The 21,466-nt window shown below is 66.7% G+C and carries 19 protein-coding genes and 2 pseudogenes; 15 read left to right on the forward strand and 6 right to left on the reverse strand.

Annotated features, from left to right (window positions below; all coding sequences use genetic code 11):
• Positions 1–42 precede the first annotated feature (42 nt).
• Complete coding sequence (locus KB874_RS07250) at positions 43–267, reverse strand: DUF2934 domain-containing protein (RefSeq protein WP_212535905.1); 225 nt, start codon at positions 265–267, stop codon at positions 43–45.
• A 159-nt stretch (positions 268–426) separates the two neighbouring features.
• Between KB874_RS07250 and KB874_RS07255 the strand changes: the two genes are divergently transcribed.
• From KB874_RS07255 to KB874_RS07285, 7 genes are all read left to right on the forward strand, one after another.
• Entirely contained in the window at positions 427–1,059 is a 633-nt protein-coding gene (locus tag KB874_RS07255; RefSeq protein ID WP_212535906.1) for a hypothetical protein, read from the forward strand.
• 50 nt (positions 1,060–1,109) lie between these two features.
• Entirely contained in the window at positions 1,110–1,910 is an 801-nt protein-coding gene (locus KB874_RS07260; RefSeq protein ID WP_212535907.1) for a glycosyl transferase, read from the forward strand.
• A 153-nt stretch (positions 1,911–2,063) separates the two neighbouring features.
• Positions 2,064–3,326, forward strand: coding sequence for a beta-ketoacyl-ACP synthase II (gene fabF / locus KB874_RS07265; protein WP_212535908.1), 1,263 nt, complete (start codon positions 2,064–2,066; stop codon positions 3,324–3,326).
• 3 nt (positions 3,327–3,329) lie between these two features.
• The gene (mltG, locus tag KB874_RS07270; protein WP_212535909.1) at positions 3,330–4,484 is read left to right on the forward strand and encodes an endolytic transglycosylase MltG; all 1,155 of its coding nucleotides are present in this window, start codon (positions 3,330–3,332) and stop codon (positions 4,482–4,484) included.
• Between the two features lie 184 nt (positions 4,485–4,668).
• On the forward strand, positions 4,669–6,027 hold the full coding sequence (cysS, locus tag KB874_RS07275) for a cysteine--tRNA ligase (RefSeq protein ID WP_212535910.1): 1,359 nt from the start codon (positions 4,669–4,671) through the stop codon (positions 6,025–6,027).
• Between the two features lie 196 nt (positions 6,028–6,223).
• Complete coding sequence (gene cimA, locus KB874_RS07280; protein WP_212535911.1) at positions 6,224–7,843, forward strand: citramalate synthase; 1,620 nt, start codon at positions 6,224–6,226, stop codon at positions 7,841–7,843.
• A 10-nt stretch (positions 7,844–7,853) separates the two neighbouring features.
• The gene (locus tag KB874_RS07285) at positions 7,854–8,639 is read left to right on the forward strand and encodes a squalene/phytoene synthase family protein (RefSeq protein WP_212535912.1); all 786 of its coding nucleotides are present in this window, start codon (positions 7,854–7,856) and stop codon (positions 8,637–8,639) included.
• 23 nt (positions 8,640–8,662) lie between these two features.
• Here the strand turns inward: KB874_RS07285 and KB874_RS07290 are convergent, their stop codons facing one another.
• Entirely contained in the window at positions 8,663–9,892 is a 1,230-nt protein-coding gene (locus KB874_RS07290) for an MFS transporter (RefSeq protein ID WP_212535913.1), read from the reverse strand.
• A 106-nt stretch (positions 9,893–9,998) separates the two neighbouring features.
• Here KB874_RS07290 and KB874_RS07295 point away from each other — a divergent pair, with 106 nt between their 5' ends.
• The 8 genes and pseudogenes from KB874_RS07295 to KB874_RS07335 all read left to right on the forward strand — a co-directional run.
• On the forward strand, positions 9,999–10,703 hold the full coding sequence (locus tag KB874_RS07295) for a precorrin-6A/cobalt-precorrin-6A reductase (protein ID WP_212535914.1): 705 nt from the start codon (positions 9,999–10,001) through the stop codon (positions 10,701–10,703).
• Positions 10,679–11,317: a DNA-3-methyladenine glycosylase family protein gene (locus tag KB874_RS07300; protein WP_212535915.1), complete on the forward strand. Its 639-nt coding sequence runs from the start codon at positions 10,679–10,681 to the stop codon at positions 11,315–11,317. The genes KB874_RS07295 and KB874_RS07300 overlap by 25 nt, the downstream gene beginning before the upstream one ends.
• A complete protein-coding gene (locus tag KB874_RS07305) occupies positions 11,314–11,979 on the forward strand; it encodes an alpha/beta hydrolase (RefSeq protein ID WP_212535916.1) in 666 nt (221 codons plus the stop codon). Before KB874_RS07300 ends, KB874_RS07305 begins: the two co-directional genes overlap by 4 nt.
• A 197-nt stretch (positions 11,980–12,176) precedes the next feature.
• Complete coding sequence (locus tag KB874_RS07310; RefSeq protein WP_212535917.1) at positions 12,177–12,761, forward strand: HNH endonuclease; 585 nt, start codon at positions 12,177–12,179, stop codon at positions 12,759–12,761.
• A gap of 372 nt (positions 12,762–13,133) precedes the next feature.
• Entirely contained in the window at positions 13,134–13,388 is a 255-nt protein-coding gene (locus tag KB874_RS07315) for a hypothetical protein (RefSeq protein ID WP_212535918.1), read from the forward strand.
• Positions 13,389–14,104: 716 nt separating this feature from the next.
• Positions 14,105–15,111, forward strand: a pseudogene (locus KB874_RS07320) (type I restriction-modification system subunit M).
• Positions 15,112–15,126: 15 nt separating this feature from the next.
• Entirely contained in the window at positions 15,127–15,309 is a 183-nt protein-coding gene (locus KB874_RS07330; protein ID WP_212535921.1) for a hypothetical protein, read from the forward strand.
• 4 nt (positions 15,310–15,313) lie between these two features.
• A pseudogene (locus KB874_RS07335) lies at positions 15,314–15,813 on the forward strand (transposase); the annotation flags it as partial.
• A gap of 698 nt (positions 15,814–16,511) precedes the next feature.
• Here the strand turns inward: KB874_RS07335 and KB874_RS07340 are convergent.
• The 4 genes from KB874_RS07340 to KB874_RS07355 form a co-directional block, all read right to left on the reverse strand.
• Entirely contained in the window at positions 16,512–17,039 is a 528-nt protein-coding gene (locus KB874_RS07340; protein WP_212535922.1) for a bactofilin family protein, read from the reverse strand.
• Complete coding sequence (locus KB874_RS07345) at positions 17,029–18,342, reverse strand: DUF5930 domain-containing protein (protein WP_212535923.1); 1,314 nt, start codon at positions 18,340–18,342, stop codon at positions 17,029–17,031. Before KB874_RS07345 ends, KB874_RS07340 begins: the two co-directional genes overlap by 11 nt.
• A 158-nt stretch (positions 18,343–18,500) precedes the next feature.
• Positions 18,501–19,325 (reverse strand): ferritin-like domain-containing protein, encoded by an 825-nt coding sequence (locus KB874_RS07350; protein ID WP_212535924.1) that lies wholly within the window; start codon positions 19,323–19,325, stop codon positions 18,501–18,503.
• A 57-nt stretch (positions 19,326–19,382) separates the two neighbouring features.
• On the reverse strand, positions 19,383–21,431 hold the full coding sequence (locus KB874_RS07355; RefSeq protein ID WP_212535925.1) for a putative bifunctional diguanylate cyclase/phosphodiesterase: 2,049 nt from the start codon (positions 21,429–21,431) through the stop codon (positions 19,383–19,385).
• Between the last annotated feature and the right edge of the window lie 35 nt (positions 21,432–21,466).

Below are 21,466 nucleotides of genomic sequence, written 5' to 3' on the forward strand. Positions count from 1 at the left end.
CTGCGGCGACATCGCCCCGCCCGCCGTCCCATGCGCGGCGCGTCAGGTGGCCGGCGTCGTGGCGGCCTTGCGGGCGCGGGGCTTTGCGGCGGCTTTGGGCGCCGGTTTTTTCGAAGACGCCTTGCGCGCGGGCTTCTTCTCGGCGCTCAGCACCTCTTGCGCGCGCAGCCAGTGGTCGAGGTCGCGGCCTTCGGGCCGGCCTTCGTCGAGCCAGATGAGGTAGGCGGTTTCGGCGATCCTCGCGGAATCGGGGAGGGTCCTGGGCATCGGCAACTCCTGTCGTTTCGTTAGCGCTATCATGATGGCAGATTTCCTGCGCCGGGACAATCGGAATGCTGCGATTGCAGCGTTGCGATCCGCGTTTTGCGGCCGGGCCGGCCTGATGTATGCTTGCCGCGTCCGATCGATCCGGCCGGGGAGGGTTCCGTGATGGCGCCGAATGCCGCAGAGCAGGTCGCCGTGAATGCTCATTGTTTCGAGGGTGCGGAGCGGGCGCTCTGGTATCAGCGCGCCCGAGGCTTCCAGGTGGCGCTGGAGGATGACGATGTCGTCTACGCCGCCGACACCGATGGCATGGCGATCCAGAACGGCGGCATCTATCGCCCGCAGGAGACGCGCATGGGGCGCGGCATCTATTTCCGGTTCTTCTCATCGCAGGCTTACAACAGCCATGGGTCCAGGGCGCTGACGGCCGGAGGCTGGTGGCTGGATTACGAAGGCTATCATGCCATCCGGTCGAAGGCGTCGCGGGACGGCACCTCGCTGGCGCAGGCGGCGCGCTGGATTCTGGCGATTCCGCCCGGCTGGGGTGATTGCGCCTTTGTCGGAAAGGCCATGATGGACAGCTATGTGAAAGCCTATGTGGGCATGGCCAAGCCGGCGTCTGACGGGATCAGCCCGCACAGCGTATTGCGTGACCGCCGGGCCCAACCCGTCTACATGCCGGCGCCGCTGGACGTTGCGAAACAATGGTTCGTGCCGGGCGAAAGGGACCTGTTGCAGGACGTATTCAGCGAACTCGGCCACGTGCAGTGCACGGTCCCGGGCATCGTGCTGTGACGGCGCGTTTGGCACTGGCGAACCCGGCGCGGCGCCGCTAGACAGCGCCGATGACCCGACCCGTCAACATCATGTGCATCAAGTGGGGCAAGCTGTTCGGCCCCGAATATGTGAACCGGCTCTATTCCGGGGTGCGCCGCCACATGGCGCGTCCGGTGCGCTTTTTCTGCATGACGGAACATGCCGAAGGGCTGCATCCGGATGTCGAGGTGCTGCAGTTGCCGGTTGAACCCTTTGCCGAGCCCATGGCCGCCGCGCTGGCCGTGGCCAACCGGCAGGGCGCGATGCGCAAGGTCTCGCTGTTCCGGCCTGGGCTGGTGCCGGACCTGGAGGGGCCGGTGCTGGGCTTTGACCTCGACGTGGTGATTACCGGCTCTCTGGACGAGATCCATGACCTGGCGCCGGGCACCATCGCCATGCGCCATGACTGGACGGAAAAACGCAAGGGGCGGCCGACCGGGCATGGATCGGTCTTTCGCTTCGATCCGGCGCAGCACGGGTTCCTGTATGACGACATCGCCGCGCACCCCTATGAAGAGGTGGAAAAGGCGCGCGGATCCGAGCAGCGCTATACCTCGCACAAGGCGATGGATCGCGGGGTTTTCACCTATATCCCGGAGCCTTGGGTCGTATCCTTCAAGTATGACTGCAACCCGTTCCCGATGAATTGGCTGCGCCCGCCGCGGCTTCCGCCCGAGGCGCGCGTGGTCTGTTTCCACGGTCGGCCCAAGATGCCGGACGCGGTCGGGGGCTGGAACGGATCCTTCATCCGGCATTCGAAGCCCTGCGGCTGGTTGCGCGAGCACTGGATCGACCGGGCGCGCGCCGACCTGGGGTCCGACTGGGCCTGACGGCGGGACCGATGGGGGCCAGCCCTCACACCCCCGGAGTTTGCCAGCAAGATGAAGCAGTGGCCGGAATCTGCGGGTCGTCCCGCATGCTCTTGCCCCTGCCTGCCGGGAAAGGGTAATAGCGGTCAACGTGAGGATCGAGGGAGCAGACGCATGGCACGTCGCGTGGTTGTGACTGGGCTGGGGCTTGTGACGCCGCTGGCCTGCGGGGTGGAAGAGACCTGGGGTCGGCTCCTGGAGGGGCAGTCCGGCGCCGGCACGATCTCGAAATTCGATGCGAGCCAACTGGCCACGACCTATGCCTGCGAGGTCCGCTACGGCGACGGCAGCGACGGCACCTTCAATCCCGACGACTGGCTGGACAAGAAGGAGCAGCGCAAGGTCGACGAGTTCATCCTGTTCGGCATGGCCGCGGCGATGCAGGCGGTGCAGGACTCGGGCTGGATGCCCGAGGCCGAGGAGGACCGGCTGCGCACCGGCGTGATGATCGGGTCCGGCATCGGCGGGCTGAACGCCATCGCTGAGACCGCGCTGCTGATCCGCGACAAGGGACCACGGCGGGTGTCGCCCTTCTTCATTCCGGGCGCGCTGATCAACCTGATCTCGGGCAATGTCAGCATCAAGTACGGGTTCAAGGGGCCGAACCATGCGGTCGTCACCGCCTGTTCGACCGGCGCGCATGCGATCGGCGACGCGGCGCGGCTGATCAAGTATGGCGATGCCGACGTGATGGTGGCGGGCGGCGCCGAGGCGGCGATCTGCGAGATCGGCATCGCCGGGTTCAACGCCTGCAAGGCGCTGTCGACCAAGCGCGGCAACGACCCGCGGGCGGCGAGCCGGCCCTATGACGCGGACCGCGACGGCTTCGTGATGGGCGAGGGCGCGGGCATCGTCGTGCTGGAGGAATACGAGCACGCCAAGGCGCGCGGCGCGAAGATCTATGCCGAGGTCAAGGGCTACGGCCTGTCGGGTGACGCCTATCATATCACCGCGCCCTCCGAGGATGGCGAGGGCGGCGAACGCTCGATGCGGGCGGCGCTGAGGGATGCGGGGCTCGAGGCGTCGGATATCGACTATATCAACGCGCATGGCACCTCGACCATGGCGGACGTCATCGAGCTGGCCGCGGTGGAGCGGATGTTGGGCGAGCATGCCGGCAATGTCACCATGTCCTCGACCAAGTCGGCCACCGGCCACCTGCTGGGCGCGGCGGGCGCGATCGAGGCGATCTTTTCCATCCTTGCGATCCGTGATCAGGTTGCGCCGCCGACGATCAACCTCGACAATCCAGCCGTTGACACGCCGATCGACCTTGCCGCCAATGCGAAGCGCGAACGCCCGATCCGCAACGCGCTGTCCAACAGCTTCGGATTTGGCGGCACCAATGCCAGCGTGATCTTCGGCAAGGTGGAATAGCGCATGTGGCGCAGCATCGCCTCGAATGCGCTGACCTTCCTGGTCGTCGCGGTCTTCCTCTTCGGGGGCGTCCTGATCTGGGCGCAGGATCAGTACAATGCCGAGGGGCCGCTGGCCGAGGCGATCTGCCTCGAGGTGCCTCGCGGCTCGACGATGAAGCGCGTCTCTGACGACCTGGCCGGGCGCGGCGCGATCAGCAGCGACACGATCTTTCGCCTGGGCGCCGATTACGCCGACAAGACGCAGGAGCTCAAGGCGGGCAGCTACCTGATTGCCGAGGGCGCCTCGATGGCGCAGATCACCGACATCATCACGCGCGGCGGCGCCTCGACCTGCGGGACCGAGGTGGTCTATCGCATCGGTGTCACCCGCGCCGAGGTGCAGGTCCGCGAGCTTGACCCCGCGACCGGGCGCTACGTGGAACGCGCCGCCTTCGATCCGGGCGAGGGCGCGGCACCGGAGGAATACGCGCAGGTCCGCACCCGGCCCGACACGCGCTATCGCGTGGCGCTGGCCGAGGGCGTGACAAGCTGGCAGGTGGTGCAGGAACTGGGCCAGGTCGACATCCTCGAAGGCGAGGTCGAGGTGCCGGCCGAGGGCAGCCTTGCCCCCGACAGCTACGAGGTGACGCCGGGCGACATGCGCTCTGCTCTGGTCGACCGGATGCGCCAGCGGCAGGAGATCATCCTGGACGAGGCCTGGTCCAACCGCGCCGACGGCCTGCCCTACGAGACCAAGGAAGAGGCGCTGATCATGGCGTCGATCATCGAGAAGGAGACGGGGAACGCGCAGGAACGTTTTGACGTGGCCAGCGTGTTCGTCAACCGGCTGGAGCAGGGGATGCGGCTTCAGACCGATCCGACGGTGATCTACGGCATCACCAGGGGCGAGGGCGTTCTGGGGCGCGGCCTGCGCCAGTCGGAATTGCAGCGCGAGACGCCTTGGAACACCTACGTCATCGACGGGTTGCCGCCGACGCCGATCGCCAATCCCGGCCGCGCCGCGATCGAGGCGGCGCTGAACCCGGCCTCGACCGACTATGTGTTCTTCGTCGCCAAGACGCTGGACCCGGCGGACGGGCACAACTTTGCCGTCACGCTGGACGAGCACAACCGCAACGTCGCCGCCTATCGCGCTTTGGAGCGGGCCAACCAGTGAGGTTTGCCCGCTTCCCGGGCGGCAGGTTTCGTGCTATCGCATCCGCATGACTGAAACCGCTCGCCTCTGCTGCATTACCTGCTGACAATGGCCGGGATCGACCCGGCCTCTGGCGGGCGGTCGTCTATTCCCTATCAGGATCAGACTTGCTAAGCCCGCCGCGACATTCGCGAAGGACTGGCCCATGCAACTCCGCCTGACCAATTCCCGGACCCGCAAGAAAGAGCCGTTCACGCCGCTCGATCCGCAAAACGTGCGGATGTATGTCTGCGGCCCCACGGTCTATGACCGCGCGCATCTGGGCAATGCCCGCCCCGCCATCGTCTTCGACGTGCTGTTCCGCCTGCTGCGCCATGTCTACGGGGCGGACCATGTGACCTATGTGCGAAACTTCACCGACGTCGACGACAAGATCAACGCGCGGGCGGCGGAAAGCGGGCGCAGCATCGGCGACATCACCGCCGAGACGACGCGCTGGTATCTCGAGGACATGGCGGCGGTCGGCGTAATGGAACCCATTCACATGCCTCGCGCCACTGCCTATATCGCCGAGATGGTTGCCATGATCGAAGGGCTGATCGCCAAGGGCTTTGCCTATGCGAAGGAGGGCCATGTTCTGTTCCGCGTGCGCGCCTTCGCGCGCTACGGTGCCTTGTCGGGCCGGTCGGTCGACGACATGATCGCGGGCGCGCGGGTCGAGGTTGCGCCCTTCAAGGAAGACCCGATGGATTTCGTCCTCTGGAAACCGTCCTCCGATGACCTGCCGGGCTGGGACAGCCCCTGGGGCCGGGGCCGCCCCGGCTGGCATATCGAGTGCTCGGCCATGGCCAAGGCGCTGCTGGGCGACGTGTTCGACATCCACGGCGGCGGCAACGACCTGATGTTTCCGCACCACGAGAACGAGATCGCCCAAAGCTGCTGCGCCAACGGGACCGAGCGCATGGCGCAGGTCTGGTTGCACAACGAGATGCTGCAGGTCGAGGGCAAGAAGATGTCCAAGTCGCTGGGCAACTTCTTCACCGTCCGCGACCTGCTCGACCAGGGCATCCCGGGCGAGGTGATCCGGTTTGTCATGCTGAGCACGCATTACCGCAAGCCGATGGACTGGACCGCCGAGAAGGCGCGTGAGGCCGAAGCCACGTTGCGCAAGTGGCGGGCGATGGTGGATGGCATCGCGGCGGGCGCTGTGCCCGAGGCCCTGGTTGCGACGCTGGCCGACGACCTGAACACCGCCGGCGCGATTGCCGAACTGCACAGGCTGGCGGCGGCCGGTGAGGTCCCGGCCCTTAAGGCCGGGGCGGAATTGCTGGGCCTGCTGACCGAGGAACTGGGCGGCTGGGACGAGGTCGAAGCCGATCTGTCGGGCTGGGCGGATCGCCTGGCGGCGGCACGGGTCGCGGCGATGGCAAGCAGGGATTTCTCCGAGGTGGACCGGCTCAAGGCCGCGTTGCTTGCGGCAGGCGTCGAGGTGCGCATGTCCAAGCAGGGGGTCGATCTGGTGCCCGGCGCGTGCTTCGACGCTGCGAAACTGGAGGGGGTATGATGGCGCGCCGTTTGATCTGTCAGGCCCGGGCAACCAGCCCGGGCCGCGCTCGACCCTCCCCCCGGGAGGGCGCATTGGCGATGTCCCGCACCGTCCTGCCGTCGTCCGGGGCTTTCGGGATAAACCGCTCAGCACGGGCGTTTCAAGGCGCCCGCCCAGGGTCGGGCGCGCCCCTCCTGTTTCCGGAGCGAACCGCATGACCCGCGAACGCCTCTACCTCTACGACACCACGCTGCGCGACGGGCAGCAGACGCAGGGCGTGCAGTTTTCGACGCCCGAGAAGATCCGCATCGCCCGTGCGCTCGACGCCCTGGGCGTTGATTACATCGAGGGCGGCTGGCCCGGCGCGAACCCGACCGACAGCGCGTTTTTCGACGAGGCGCCCAGGACCCGCGCCACCCTGACAGCCTTCGGCATGACCAAGCGGGCCGGACGGTCTGCTGAAAACGACGATGTCCTCGCGGCGGTGACGAACGCGGGCACCCCGGCGGTCTGCCTTGTGGGCAAGTCCGACCTGTTCCACGTCACCGATGCGCTGGGCATCACCGCCGACGAGAACCTCGAGAACATCCGCGCCTCGGTCGCGCATCTGGTTTCGCTGGGGCGCGAGGCGCTTTTCGATGCGGAGCATTTCTTTGACGGCCATGCCCGTGACGCGGGTTATGCCACCGCCTGCCTGCAAGCTTCGCTTGAGGCTGGCGCGCGCTGGCTGGTCCTGTGCGACACCAATGGCGGGACCATGCCCTCGCGGATCGGACGCACGGTCGAGGCGCTGATCGCGGCGGGCATTCCTGGCGACCGGCTGGGAATCCACACCCATAACGACACCGAACAGGCCGTCGCGGGCAGCCTCGCGGCGGTCGAGGCCGGCGCGCGGCAGGTGCAGGGCACGCTGAACGGGCTGGGCGAACGCTGTGGCAACGCGAACCTGACGGCGCTGATCCCGACGTTGTGTCTGAAACAGCCCTACGCCGACGCCTTCGAGACTAACGTGACCGCGCAGGCGCTGGAGGGGCTGACCCGCACCAGCCGGATGCTGGACGACATCCTGAACCGCGTGCCGCAGAAACAGGCGGCCTATGTCGGCGCCTCGGCCTTTGCCCACAAGGCCGGGCTGCATGCCAGCGCCATCGTCAAGAACCCGACGACCTACGAACACATCGACCCCGGCCTTGTCGGCAACAGCCGCATCATCCCGATGTCGAACCAGGCGGGGCAGTCGAACCTGCGCCGCAGGCTGGCCGAGATGGGACTGGAGGTTGCGCCCGACAACCCGGCGCTGCCGCGCATCCTGGAGGTGGTCAAGGCGCGCGAGGCCGAGGGCTACAGCTATGACACCGCGCAGGCGAGTTTTGAGCTATTGGCGCGCGAGGAGCTAGGCCTGTTGCCCGAGTTCTTCGAGGTCAAGCGCTACCGCGTGACCGTCGAGCGCCGCAAGAACAAGTACAACCAGATGGTCAGCTTGTCTGAGGCGGTGGTCGTGGTGAAGGTCGATGGCGAAAAGAAACTGTCGGTCTCGGAATCCCTCGACGAGGCGGGCAGCGACCGCGGTCCGGTCAACGCGCTGTCCAAGGCGCTGGCCAAGGATCTGGGCCCCTACCAGGGGGTGATCGACGACATGCGACTGGTCGATTTCAAGGTGCGCATCACGCAAGGAGGCACCGAGGCCGTGACCCGCGTCATCATCGACAGCGCCGACGCGCAGGGGCGCAGCTGGTCCACCGTGGGGGTCAGCGCGAACATCGTCGACGCCAGCTTCGAGGCGCTGCTGGACGCGGTGCGCTGGAAGCTGGTGCGCGACCGCGAGGGGGCGTGACGGCACGGCCATGAGCGATCCGTTCCACGACAACCCCGATCTGGTCGCCTGCGCGCAGCTGGTCGAACGGGCGGACCCCGAACGGTTCCGCGCCGCCATGGCCGCGCCGGTCGCGGCGCGGGCGGTGCTGTTCCCGGTCTATGCCTTCAATGTCGAGGTGTCGCGCGCGCCCTGGGCGTCGAAGGAACCGTTGATCGTGCAGATGCGCCTGCAATGGTGGTCCGATGTGCTGGACGAGATCGCTGCGGGCGGCTTTGTCCGGCGGCACGAGGTGGTGACGCCGCTGGCCGTGGCGACCCGCCCCGAGGCGCTCGACCCGCTGCGCCGGGTGATCGCGGCAAGGGCAGTGGACGTGGACCGCGCACCCTTTGCCGACGAGGCGGCGCTGTTGGCCTATCTCGACGCCACGGCGGGCGCGCTGGCCGAAGGCGCGGCGCGCAGCCTTGGCGCGACCAGCGTTCCGAAGGCCATGACAACGTGGGGCAGGGCGGCCGGCCTTGCGCGCTATCTTCAGGCCGTTCCGGAACTGGAGGCGCGGGGGCGTCAGCCCTTGCCTGATGGCCGCCCGCCGACGCTGGCCCGGCTGGCGTCCGACAGCCTCGCGGCGCTGGACCGTGCGGGCGGGCTGCGCGCGCTGCGCCGGGCGCTCGGGCCGCAGGCGGCGGCCTCGGTGCTGGAGTTCTGGCAGGCGCGCGCCTTGCTGCGGATGGTGGCGCGGGACCCGGGCTGCGTGGCCGAGGGCCGGCTCCGCCTGTCGGAATTCGGCGCACGGCTGCGCCTGCTGGCGCTGTCCTGAACAGGCAGTAGGCCTGTCGCGCCTCAGGCGCGGGCCGTGTCCTGATCGGGCCGCAGCGCCAGCCAGATCAGCGCGCCCCCGGCCAGCGCCAGGAAGGGCGCCATCGCCAGGTTGACCGAGGTCCACCCGGCCTCGGGTGTGCCGCCCGAGCAGTTCATCAACCCGCCCGAGGCCAGCGAGGCAAAGGTCACGCCGCCGAACACCAGCAGGTCGTTCAGCCCCTGCATCCGCCCGCGCTCGTGCGGCTCATGCGCGCCTGCCAGCATCGCTGTCGCCCCGATGAAACCAAAGTTCCATCCCAGCCCCAGCAGCACCAGCGCGACAAAGAAATGTTCCAGCTCGACGCCCATCAGCGCCACCGCGCCGGCGCCCGCCAGGATCACCAGGCCCGCGCCGACGATCCGTTCGACGCCGAACCGTGCGATCAGGTGCCCGGTGAAGAAGCTGGGCGCGAACATCGCCAGCACATGGGCGGTGACCACGTTGGCGGCATCGTTCGTCTCGAATCCACAGCCCACCACGGCCAGCGGCGTCGAGGTCATCACAAGGTTCATCAGCGCATAGCTGACCATGGCGCAGATCACCGCCACGGCGATGCGCGGGGTGGTGATCAGCTCCCACCGGCTGCGGCCGCGCGGGGCGTCGACGGCGGGCACGGGCGGCTTGGGGATATCGAGGAACAGGAACAGCATCGAGCCCAGAACGTTCAGCACGATCACCATCATGTAGGCGCCGGCGAAACTCGACACCAGCGCCGAGGGATGGTCGATCGCGCCCGAAGACAGCTTGACCAGCTGCGGCCCGATGATGGCCGAGGCCAGGCCGCCCGCCATGACATACGAGATCGCCTTGGGCCGGAAATCGTCGGTCGCGGTGTCGGCGGCGGCAAAGCGGTAGAAGCCCTGCGCCGACATGTAGACGCCGGTAAAGAACGAGCCCAGCAGGAAGATCGGGAAGGAACCCAGATACAGGCCCAGCGTGCAGATCGCCGCCCCCGTCGCGCCACCCGTCGCCCCGACGAAGAACCCCGCCCGCCGGCCGAACCGCTGCATGAACCAGGACAGCGGCGTGGCCGAGGTCATCGAGCCCAGCACGATCAGCGAGATTGGCAGCGTGGCGAAACAGAGGTTCGAGGCCAGCGACTGACCGGCAAGCCCCCCGATGGTGAAGATCAGCGGCATCTGCGCGCCCAGGATCGCCTGTGCGGCGACCAGGACGGCGACATTGCGTTTGGCGCGGCTCTCGGTGCTCATGGGTTGGGGTTACGCGGGGCGCGCTGGTATCGCAAGTGGGGAATGTGTTCATCGGCGCACGCTTTGCCGGTGGCGATGCGCGCGGCTGCATCGTAAGGGAAGGGGCATGAACGGGATCGTCATCATCGCGGGATCGGCCGAGGCGCATGCGCTGGCCCGTGCCCTGCCGGGCGCGCATGTCCACATGCCGGTGCCCGAGCGCGTGGCGCGGCGCTGGTCCGGTCCGGTCAGCACCGGGCCGGTGGATGAGGCGCTGCTGGCGCTGCTGGGCGCGCGCGTGGTGGTCGAGGCTGCGCATCCCTGCGATTCGGCGACCGCCTTTGCCGTGGCGCGGGCCTGCGAGGCGCTGGGCCTGCCGCGCCTGCAACTGGTCCGTCCCGGCTGGCGTCCCGGTCCGCGCGACCGCTGGACGCGCCTGCGTCGGGTCGAGGATGCGGCACGCGTGATCCCATCCGGCGCCCGCGTTCTGGTGACGCTGGGCCGGGCAGAACTGCCGCGCCTGCGCGGCTTGCGCGCCTGCGTCCTGGCGCGTCGCATCGGGCGGGGCGGGCGGTTCCCGCTGCGCCATGGCCGCTTTCTGCCGGGCGAGGGGCCTTTTACCCCGGCGCAGGAGGCGCGGCTGTTGCGGCGCGAGCGGATCGACTGGCTGATCGTGCCCGACGCGGGCGGGCCGGGTGGCTGGCCGAAACTCGCCGCCGCCCGCGCGCTGGGCCTGCCAGTGGCGCTGATCGACCGACCGCGCCGCCCCGATGGGCCAAGCGTGGCAACAGTCAAGGAGGCGCTGGCATGGCTGACCTGCCCGAACGGGTGATCCTGGGACCCGACTGCATCGCCGAGGGCTGCGACTGGCTGGCCGCGCACGAGCCGCGTTTCGCCCATGCGCTGGAGCGGACCGGCCCCCTGCCGCTGCGGCTGCGCCCGGACGGCTTTGCGCAACTCCTGCAGGCGATCGTCAGCCAGCAGGTCAGCGTCGCCTCGGCCCGCGCGATCTGGGCAAGGCTGGACGAGGCCGGGGCGAGCCGTCCCGAAACCGTGCTGGACCTGGGCGAGGACCGCCTGCGCGCCCTCGGCCTCAGTCGGCAGAAGGCGGCTTATGCGCTGGCCCTGTCCGAGGCGGGCATCGACTATGAGGCGCTGCGCGACGCCCCAACCGCGCAGGTCGTGGAAACGCTGGTCGCGGTGAAGGGAATCGGCGTCTGGACGGCCGAGATCTATGCCATGTTCAGCCTCGGCCGCGCCGATGTCTTCGCCCCGGGCGACCTGGCCCTGCAAGAGGGCGCGCGTATTCTTTTCGACCTCGACGACAGGCCGCGTGACCGCACCCTGCGGCAGATGGCCGAGGACTGGCGCCCTTGGAGATCGGTTGCGGCCCGCGCGCTCTGGGCCTACTACCACGTTGCCAAGCAAAGGGAGGGTATCCTGTGACGCGCGTTCTGAATACCGGCCGGGTCGAGCCGAAATCGGGCGAGACCCGCTCTTGCGTGGTCTTCCTGCATGGCTACGGCGCGAACGGCGCCGACCTGCTGGGCTTGGCCGATCCTTTGGCGGAACACCTGCCGGACACGCTGTTCGTCTCGCCCGACGCGCCCGAGGCCTGCGCCGGGGCGCCCTTTGGCTTTCAGTGGTTCCCGATCCCGTGGATCGACGGATCGTCCGAAGAGGAATCGATGCAGGGCATGGCCCGCGCGGTGGACGACCTGAACGCCTTTCTCGATGCGCTGATGGTCGACGAGGACCTGATGCCGGAGCAGGTGGCGCTGTTCGGCTTTTCGCAGGGTACCATGATGAGCCTGCATGTCGCGCCCCGGCGCGAGGACGCGGTCGCGGGAGTCGTGGCCTTTTCCGGCCGCCTCTTGGCGCCCGAGTCGCTGGTCGACGAGGTCGTGTCGCGTCCGCCGGTCCTGCTGGTGCATGGCGATCAGGACGACGTCGTGCCTGTGCAATCCCTGCCCGAGGCCGCCGACGCGCTGCAAAAGGCCGGCTGGAAAGAGGTCTATGCCCACGTGATGGAGGGCACCGCCCACGGCATCGCGCCCGACGGGTTGGGCGTCGCGCTGGCCTTTCTGCGGGACAAGTGCGGGTTCTGAGCCTGTCGCACCCTGAATGGGGCGCCTCCGGTGCCTGTCACGCAGGCGTTACGCATCCTGACTATCCCTTCCGCCGACCACCGCATCTTGCGGGGCTTGCCAGAGGCAAAACGCGAGATATAGTGGTTAAAAGGCTGGGGCGGGGGCTCCCGCCCTGATGCCGGAACGAGGCAGACAGGGCGGAGGACGAGTCCCCCATGGATGGCGATTTCAGGATCCATTTCACGCGCGAACCGGGCGCGCTGAAACATCACCCGGCGCTTGTGCTGAACGCGGATTACCGGCCGCTGAGTTACTATCCGCTCAGCCTCTGGCCCTGGCAGGATGCGGTCAAGGCGGCCTTTCTCGACAGGGTCGATATTGTGGCCGAGTATGACGAGGTGGTGCGAAGCCCGTCGATGTCGCTGCGCATACCCAGCGTCGTGGTGCTGAAGGACTACGTCAAACCCAGGAAGCGCGTGGCCTTCACGCGCTTCAATCTTTTTCTGAGGGACGAATTCCGCTGCCAGTATTGCGGCGACCGGGCCGAACTGACCTTTGACCACGTGGTGCCGCGCGCCAGCGGAGGGAGGACCAGCTGGGAAAACGTGGTGGCCGCCTGCGCGCCCTGCAATCTGCGCAAGGGCTCGAAAAGTCTGCGGCAGGCGGGGATGAGCCTGCGCAAGCCGCCGCGTTGCCCCTCGGCCCCCGAACTGCTGGACATGGGCCGGCGATTCCCGCCCAACCACTTGCACGAAAGCTGGATGGACTTCCTCTATTGGGACGCCGAGCTGGAGGCCTGAGCCCCGCGCCGCCGCCGGGTCGACCAAAAGAAAAAGGGACGCCGCATTGGTGACGCTTTCGGTGCCTTGGGACACGAACATTACAGGCTTGGCGGATCAAACCGCCAGACTTTTGATTCCAGACGGAAAAAATGGCTGAAACGAAGATGGACTGGACGAGATAGTTCGAGAATATTTTCTCGAACTGATGCCCATGCTCGAAATCCGCGCGATCTCGAACTTTCTCCTTCGTGTTTGAACGATAGGGCCAATATCGAACCAGAGCAAGCTTGACCCTCAATGAGGCGGGATGCGGAAGATTTTCCGCAATGACTCCAAACAGCGTGGTTTTTCTGGCCTCATGTCGCACAACGACTCGAGGCGGAGCCACGCATGCGTAAGGCTCCGATGAAAAGCTTGCCGACGATCAACTTCGAAATCTCGCAACTCTACCCCTGCACCGGGGTGCACCGCATCAACACCTGCGCGAACCCTGACTGCTTCAACTTTGGGAAACCTTTTGCCGACCAGATAACACGGCAGCGCCTGCGCAACGAGAAGTATCCCGACTTGTCGCCAGAACAGGCAAAGCTCTTCGATAAGCATGGGCCGGGGACCTACAAGCTCTCCGGGGCAGACAACGCGTAACGCCGCGTCTCTCGCGCATTCGACTTCGAGCACGATCCTTATGCCTGGTCCGATCAACGCACGATCCGGTGCCTCGGAATCACGTGTTCAGGCGAGGTCTGCAACTCGGGCTTCTCGATCCTGTCGCCTGACCACCTCCGGGAAGAGGTCGAACGGCTGCGCAACTTCAATGGTGTTCTCGACGGGCCCGCATGCGGCGCATGCGGTGTGCGCGTCCTCGAAAGGCCGAGCGAGTTCATCCTGAACGGCACGCATGAGGGGTCTACGAAGAAGAAGGCAACGCCAAAGGCGATCCGCCTCGTGTAGAAACCCTGCCATGGCCGCAAGGGCGCGCGTTTCACGGTTTCGCTTCCGCACGCAAGCCAGAAAACCACGGCCGATAACCTTCGGATCCTAGGGCCATCCTCAACAGCGCCGGCATTGCTGATGTCCAGAGAATGATCGGGGCTGCTGCGGCCGGAAAGAAGATTGGATTCTCCCGCATCTATGACCGCATTGCCTGGTTCGAAAAGGTTTTCCTGGCCTACGAACGGGAGATGCAGCGTCGCTGGCGCGAGATCGCCACAACCCGGTGCCTTCAGGCAGCCGTATAAAACCAGCCACACGCGCCGTGATCTGTTTCGTGAAACCTTTCGGTCAGGACAAAACGGGCCAATATCTCGTAAGTTCATGAATATAAAACGGATATTCCAGCACGAAACAGGTTGAGGCTCCGCATGGCGAAACAGGACACGAACTCCCTTGGCTCCTTCAGCTGGTCGATCGCAGAGCTTCTGCGCGGCGATGTGAAGCCATCGGAATACGCAAGGATCATCTTGCCCTTTGTCGTCCTGCGCCGTCTCGACTGCGTGCTGGCGCCGACCAAGGACGCGGTCATCGCTGCCGCGGAAAGCCTGGCCGACAACATCGACGATCAGATGCGCGACCGTATGCTGACGAACATCGTCGGCCCCCGTGCGAAGATCTACAACGGCAGACGCTTCTCCTTCGAGAGCATGCGCGCGCAGAACGCAGGACAGCTGCGCGCCAACCTGACCGACTACATTACCAAGTTTTCGGTGAACGCGCGCGACATCTTCATCGACAAGTTCGGCTTCCCGGAGCAACTGAAACGCCTCGACGAGGCCGGCATCCTCTACCTCGTGTTCGAGCGGTTCTCTCAGATCGACCTCCACCCGAACGAGATCGACAACATCGAGATGGGCATCCTCTTCGAGGACCTGATCCGGCGGTTCAACGAAAATGCGGCGTCCGACAACGGCGACTACTTCACCCCGTGCGAGGTGATCCGGCTCATGGTCGAGCTGCTCCTGGCCTACGACCACGAGGCACTCGCCGGTTCCGGCGTCATCCGCACCATCTACGACCCGACCATCGGCACCGGCGGCATGGCCTCGATCAGTGAAGAGAAGATGCGCGGCCTGAACAGGAAGATTCGCGTGCAGATCATCGGCCAGGAGACGATCAAGAAAACTATGCGATCTGCAAATCCGACATGCTGATCACGGGCCATGACCCCGAGAACATCGCCTTCGGCAACACGCTCACCGACGACGCCTTTCCGAACCACAAGTTCCATTACATGCTGTCCAATCCGCCCTACGGCGTGGCCTGGAAGAAGTCCCAGGACAAGGTGAAGACCGAGCACGAGACTCTCGGCATGGATGGCCGCTTCGGCGCAGGCCTGCCACGCATCTCGGACGGACAGTTCCTCTTCGTCTAGCACATGGTATCCAAGATGCGTCCCGACCAACAGGGATCGCGCATCGGCATCGTGATGAACGGCTCGCCCCTCTTCTCGGGCGGCGTTGGCTCGGGCGAGAGCGAGATCCGCCGCTGGCTGCTGGAACAGGACCTGATCGAGGCGATTGAACTGGCCCCCGTTTCGACCGGACACTTGGGCATAACCATGGAGGCTTAGGCATCTGCCAGAGCACGTGCTTATGTCTGAGATTGAGATCATCACCGATGTCGGCCGTCGGCGCCGCTGGACTGCCGCAGAGAAGCTACGGATCGTAGAGGAGACGCTGGACGACCGGGCCAGCATTTCGGTGGTCGCGCGCCGCAATGGTGTGGTGCCCAACCTGCTGTATCGTTGGCGCCGGCTCATGCTCGAATGGGGAAGTGTGGCTGTGTCCGAGGACGATGAGGTCACGAGCAACAAGATCGTCCGCCAGATGGAGGACCGTATCCGCGAGCTCGAAAGCCAGCTCGGGCGCAAGACGCTGGAGGCGGAGATCCTGCGTGAGGCGCTGGACAAGTCACGGTCAAAAAAACCGACCTAGCTCGCGCGGTCGCCGCGACCGGACGATTTCCGGTGACGGTCGTGGCTCAAACCCTGGGCGTGGCCCGCTCGAACCTGATCGACCGGCTGAACGGGAGAAAGAAGCCGCGACGGCGCTATCACAAAGCGCAAGACGGTGAGCGGGTGACCGCCGGAGACGGGACGCGCCTGCGCCCGATCGAAGAGTTCGGGGCAGCCCCTACACCGAGGAGGAAGAGCGTTCGCTGTCGGAGATTGTCTCCGCCTTCAACGAGCGCCATGGCACAACCTTTTCCCGCGAGGACTTCCTGCGTCTCGAACGGGTCAACCAGGAAATCCTGGAGGACGAGGACCTTCGCGATATGATCCGCAACAATCCGGAAGATGTTGTCAGACCGGAGTTCGAGGCGCTGTTCATGGGCGCCCTGATCCGGATGTGCTAGCGTGACACCGAAATGCAAAGTGCGGTGATGTCGGACAACGAAGCGCGCGAGATGGCCATTCGTCACTTCTTCCGAACCGCTCGGTGTCAGGTCTTCGAGGGAGCAACGCCTCGGGGCTGACGACGAACCGTGTCGCAAACTCGTCGCGGCGGGCATGAACACTGGTTTTGCGATGGACTTGAGAAGCGCCTTTCTTCCGAAAGGCGTCATGCCCGCCGCCGCGGCCGACGATCCGGTTTCTCGCGGAGCATCCGGCAAGGTACGAAAAACATTGAATAATAAGACCGCGCCCCAAAAGAGGGCGCGGCCAAAGTTTGTCCAAAATCTCTATGAGGGGACTTTGAAATCATGTCCCAATGCATGGAAAGCATCACCGCATTGGGCGTCCCTTTTGATTTTCGCGATGGCCGAAGGCGATCAGCTGTTCTGCGCCTCGGGCTGCGCGGGGCGCTGAGGTGCCGCTGCGGGCTGCTGCTGGCCGGCGGGACGCTGGCGGTTGCCCGACAGCGGGTCGTCCTGACGCTGCACCGAGCCTTCGAAATGGGCGCCGGATTCGATCGCGATCGTCTTGTGGATGATGTCGCCTTCGACCCGCGCGCTCGCGGTCAGGCGCACCTTGAGGCCGCGCACGCGGCCGACGATGCGACCATGCACGACGACGTCATCGGCGATCACCTCGCCCTTGATGGTGGCCGACTCGCCGATGGTCAGCAGGTGGGCGCGGATGTCGCCCTCGACCGTGCCCTCGACCTGGATGTCGCCGGTGGTCTTGATGTTGCCCACGATGTGCAGGTCGTTCGACAGGACCGAGGCCGGCGGCTTGGCCTTGGGGGCGGCGGGCTTGAAATCGCCTGCGCCCATCGGGCGTTGCGCTTCGGGCGCGGCCGCGGGTTTGGGATCCTCGGCCTTGGGGCCGGGTTCGTTGATCTTGCTCTTAGAAAACATCGTTTGCAGCCTTGATGTAAGTCATGGGATTGACGGGTTTTCCGCCGACACGGACCTCGTAGTGCAGATGGGTGCCGGTCGACCGTCCTGTGTTCCCCATATCACCGATGCGCTGCCCACGCGAGACTCTTTGACCCACGGACACGCGAATTTGGGAGAGGTGGGCATAGCGGGTTTCGATGCCGAATTCATGCTGGATCTTGATCAGGCGACCATAGCCAGAATTCCAGCCCGCATGCACCACCACGCCGTCGGCGGTGGAATAGATCGGCGTACCATGCGGCGCGGCGAAATCCGTGCCAGCGTGCAGCCGGCCCCAGCGATAGCCGAACCCGGAGGTGAAGCGGAACGCATCCTTCAGCGGCGAGGCAAAAGGCGCCTTCTGCGCGGCGATCCGATAAAGGTTCAACCGATCCATCTGGCCGAGGATCTCGTTGGCGCGGCGGGTGTCCTCGGAGGGTTCTTCGCCCCGGGTCGAGAAGCTGAGCGGGGTCAGCGGGCCGCCCTGGCCGGAATAGCCGCGGCGCACCTGGTTCAGGATGCGGTCCGGGTCCATGCCGGCGGCCTCGAACATCTTGTCCAGCGGCTTGACCGACACGGTCATCGCCTCTTCGAGCTGGCGGAAGATGGTGTCGTTCTTGTCCTGCATGCGCTCGATCTCGGCCTGCATCTCGGCGGCGCGGACCAGCGCCTCCTGTGCGTCGGCCACGACCTTGTCGCGCTCGGCGGCGGTGCGGGCCAGCGCGTCGGACAGCATGTCGAGCGTGCCGTCGCCGGTCTCGCCCGAGGCGGCCAGCGCGGTGCCGCCGTCCTGCATCTGCTGTTCCAGCGCGGCCAGCCGGTCGGAGATTTCCTCGCGCGCCCTCATGGTGTCGCGCAAAGTCGCCTGGATCACGTCGATGCCGGTTTCCAGCTCGCGGCGGCGGGCCTCGGAATCCAGCAGTTCGGACTGCATGATCGAGATCTGCTGCAACGCCGAGTTGAAACGCTGCTGCGCCGCCACGGCCTCGGCCGCGCGGGCGTCGCGTTCATGCGACAGGTCGTTGAGGCGCTGCTGGTAGGTGGTTTGTTCGCGCTTGGCCTGCTCGCGGTAGCTGCCGGCGCCGATGCTGTCCATCAGCAGGATGGCGGTGGCGATGATCGTCCAGCCAATCACCAGCGTGCCGCCAGCGAAGGCGATGGCCTGGGTTTCGGGTTTCAGGCGGATGAATCGGGTGTCTGTATCGCTGCGCAGAAACAGCCGGCGTTCCGGAAAGAAGCGCTCCATCAGCGCGTGCATGCGAATGGCCAGACGTGTTCTCACCTGGTGTCCCCTTAACCCGTCCCAACAACAGCGCTCGGTTCCCCGGCCGACGCCTTGGCGAAGGGGATAGCCACGCATTCACGGTATCGCAAGTTTTTTGGGCTTTCGAGTCGGCGCGGCTGGCGGAGTGGCGCCGAACCGGCGAAAAACCGCCGATCTTAACGGGTTCCGGGAACTGGCTGATCGGCCAGCGGCCAGTAGAAATCGGGGGGTAAACCGGCTTCGGCGCGCTTTTCATCGTTGAAGGGCGGCTTCAGCGCGCCGTGGAAATGGCGCCGGACAAGGGTGTGAAAGGCGTCCTTGGGATCGAGATCGTGCCGGCCGCAGAGGAAATGGAACCACTTGGAACCATAGGCGACATGGGCCACTTCCTCGGCATAGATGGTTTCCAGCGCGGCGACGGCCTGGTCGGCGCCGGCCTTGCGGAAGATCGCGATCATGCCTGGCGTCACGTCCAGCCCGCGCGCCTCGAGTACCATCGGAACCACGGCGAGCCGCCCCATGAAGTCGTCGACCGTGTCCTCGGCGGCGCGCCACATGCCGGCATGGGCGGGCAGGGCGCCGTAAAAGCTGCCCAGCGCCTCAAGGCAGTCGCAGATCAGGTTGAAATGTTTCGATTCCTCGTCCGCTGCCTTGACCCAGTCGTCGTAGAAGCCGGGCGGCATGGCGACGTGGGCAAAGCGCGGGATGATGTCCCAGTGCAGGTCCACCGCGTTCAGTTCGATATGCGCCACGGCGTGAAGCAGCGCGATGCGGCCCTGCGGGCTGCCCGGCTTGCGTTTCGGCACGTCGCGCGGGTCCAGCAGTTCGGGATGCGCGGGGCGGGAGGGGCGCAACGGCGCCTGCGCATCGCCCAGCGGGATCGGCTTGCCGGCGGCGCGGGCGGCGAACCAGGTAGCGGCATGGGCGCGCGATTTCGCGGTCTTTTCGCGCCCGTCGGCGGCGGTCAGCACGTCGACGGCCATCTCGGTCAGCGTTGGCATGGCGGGCTCCCTTCGGGTCGGCGGCCGGGATAGCGCGGCGGGTCCGAAGGGGCAAGGTCAGCCCGTGCCAGTGGCGCGATTGCGGGCATAGCGGGCGCGCGCGACCTCGGGCGGCAGCGGCGGTGCGATCAGGTAGCCCTGCACCGCGTCGAACCCGCCTTGCCGCAGTACGGCCATCTGCGCCTCGGTCTCGACCCCCTCCGCCAGCAGCGCGATGCCCAGCCGGCGCGCGACGAAGGCGGCGCTGTCCACGATCGCGCGCGAGCGCGGATCGCTCTCGCAGCCGCGGACAAAGGTCTGATCCAGCTTGACCTTGTCCAGCGGGATCTCGAACAGCGTCAGCAGCGAAGCGCTGCCGGTGCCGAAATCGTCCAGCGAGACCCGCACCCCCATGGCACGCAACTCGGCGATGCAGGCGCGAGCGCGATCCATGTCGGCGATGATGCCGGTCTCTGTCACCTCGATCTCCAGCCGGCAGGGCGCAAGCCCCGAGCGCCCCAGCGCCGCGCGCACCATGGGCAGCAGCAGGTCGCGCTCCAGTAGGGCAGGCGGCACATTGACCGCCACGGTATGGGCTCCCGGCCAGGCGGCCAGCTCGGTGCAGGCGGTGGTCAGCGCCCAGCGCGCCAGGTCGGCGGTCAGCCCGTTGCGGTCGGCCAACGGCACGAAGACCGCTGGCGAGACCGCGCCGAATTCGGGATGGGTCCAGCGCGCAAGCGCCTCGAACCCGGTGACGCGGTCCGGCCCCGGCCCGACCGCAAAGCTGACCTGCGGTTGCAGGTGCAACGCCAGCCCGCCGTCGCGGATTGCGCCGCGCAGATCCAGCGCCAAGCGGTCCGTGCGCTGCCGTTCCGCCAGCTTGTGCCGGTCGAACAGGGCGCAATCGGTCGTTGTTGCCTCGACCGCGCCATCAAGCGCGAAATCCGCGTGATCGGCCAGGTCATGCGGCCGGTCGCCGTGTTCGGGAAAGGCGGCAAGGCCGATCACCGGTTCCAGCGTCAGGCCCTGGCCGTCATGCGCAAGGCGGATCTGGCCGATTTCGCGGCGCAAGGCCTGCGCGCGCTCCTTCCACAGGGCGGGGCCGTCCTGTCGCCCGCCGCGGTCGAGCAGGACCAGGAAATGCCCCGCACCGGCATGGCCGACGATCGACTCGGCGCCTGCCGCCTGCTGGATCGGGCGCGCCAGCCGCGGCAGCCACTGCCGCAGCACGTCGCGTCCGAACAGCATCCGCGCCTCGCGAAAGCCGCCCAGCGACAACGCCAGCAGCAGGAAGGGCCGCCCCTCGACCATGCGGCCCGCCATCTCGGCGATCATGCCGTCGCGGTTGGGCAGCATCAGGTCGGGGTCGATCAGACGGTTTTCCAGGCGCCGCCGCTCGAATATCTCGGAGTTTCGGCGTTCGAGGAACAGCATCGCGGCGCCGGCCAGCAGGATCAGCCCGGTCACCGGCAGCACGACCCAGATCAGCCCGGCGCCGGTCAGCAGCCCATCGGGCAGGGGGGCCGCGCCCGTGCCGCGATGCAGCGCCGCCATGCCGCCGAAATGGATCAGCAGGATCGTCAGGGTAAAGGCCCCGCCACGCCGGATCGCGCAGTGGCGCGGTCGCAGCCCGATCGACGGCACGACAAAGAGCAGCGCGCAGGGCGCTGCCAGCAGGACCGACAACGCCACGCCGGACTGCGCGTGATGCAGCGGGGCGGCGGCCACCAGTCCTGCCATGCCCAGGTGATGCATCGCCGACACGCTGACCAGGAACAGCAGCGTCTGCGCCGCCTGTTCACGCCGCACGCCCGGCATCCGCGCGGCTGCGGCCATCGCCGTCATGCCTGCCACCGAGACCAGCAGCGACAGGCCGGTCATGTCCGGCCTGTAGCCCAGCGGTTCGGCCGGCGCATAGCCCAGCATGGCGATGAAATGCACGGACCAGATCGAACTGCCGACGATCACGCCGAAGCAGAGGATCCAGAACGGGCTGACTCCGGGCGCGGCGGTGCGGGCACGCCCCAGGATCGGCTGCGCCACCGCCCCCGCCACGGCACAGAGCAGACCCGCCACGGCGACGAACCGCAGGTCATGCAAGCCGAACAGGGTGGCAAGGGTGGTCATCGCTCATCCGTCGCGAAACATCCGCGACGGCAGGC

It is taken from the genome of Thetidibacter halocola (assembly GCF_018224955.1).
Taxonomy (GTDB): domain Bacteria; phylum Pseudomonadota; class Alphaproteobacteria; order Rhodobacterales; family Rhodobacteraceae; genus Thetidibacter; species Thetidibacter halocola.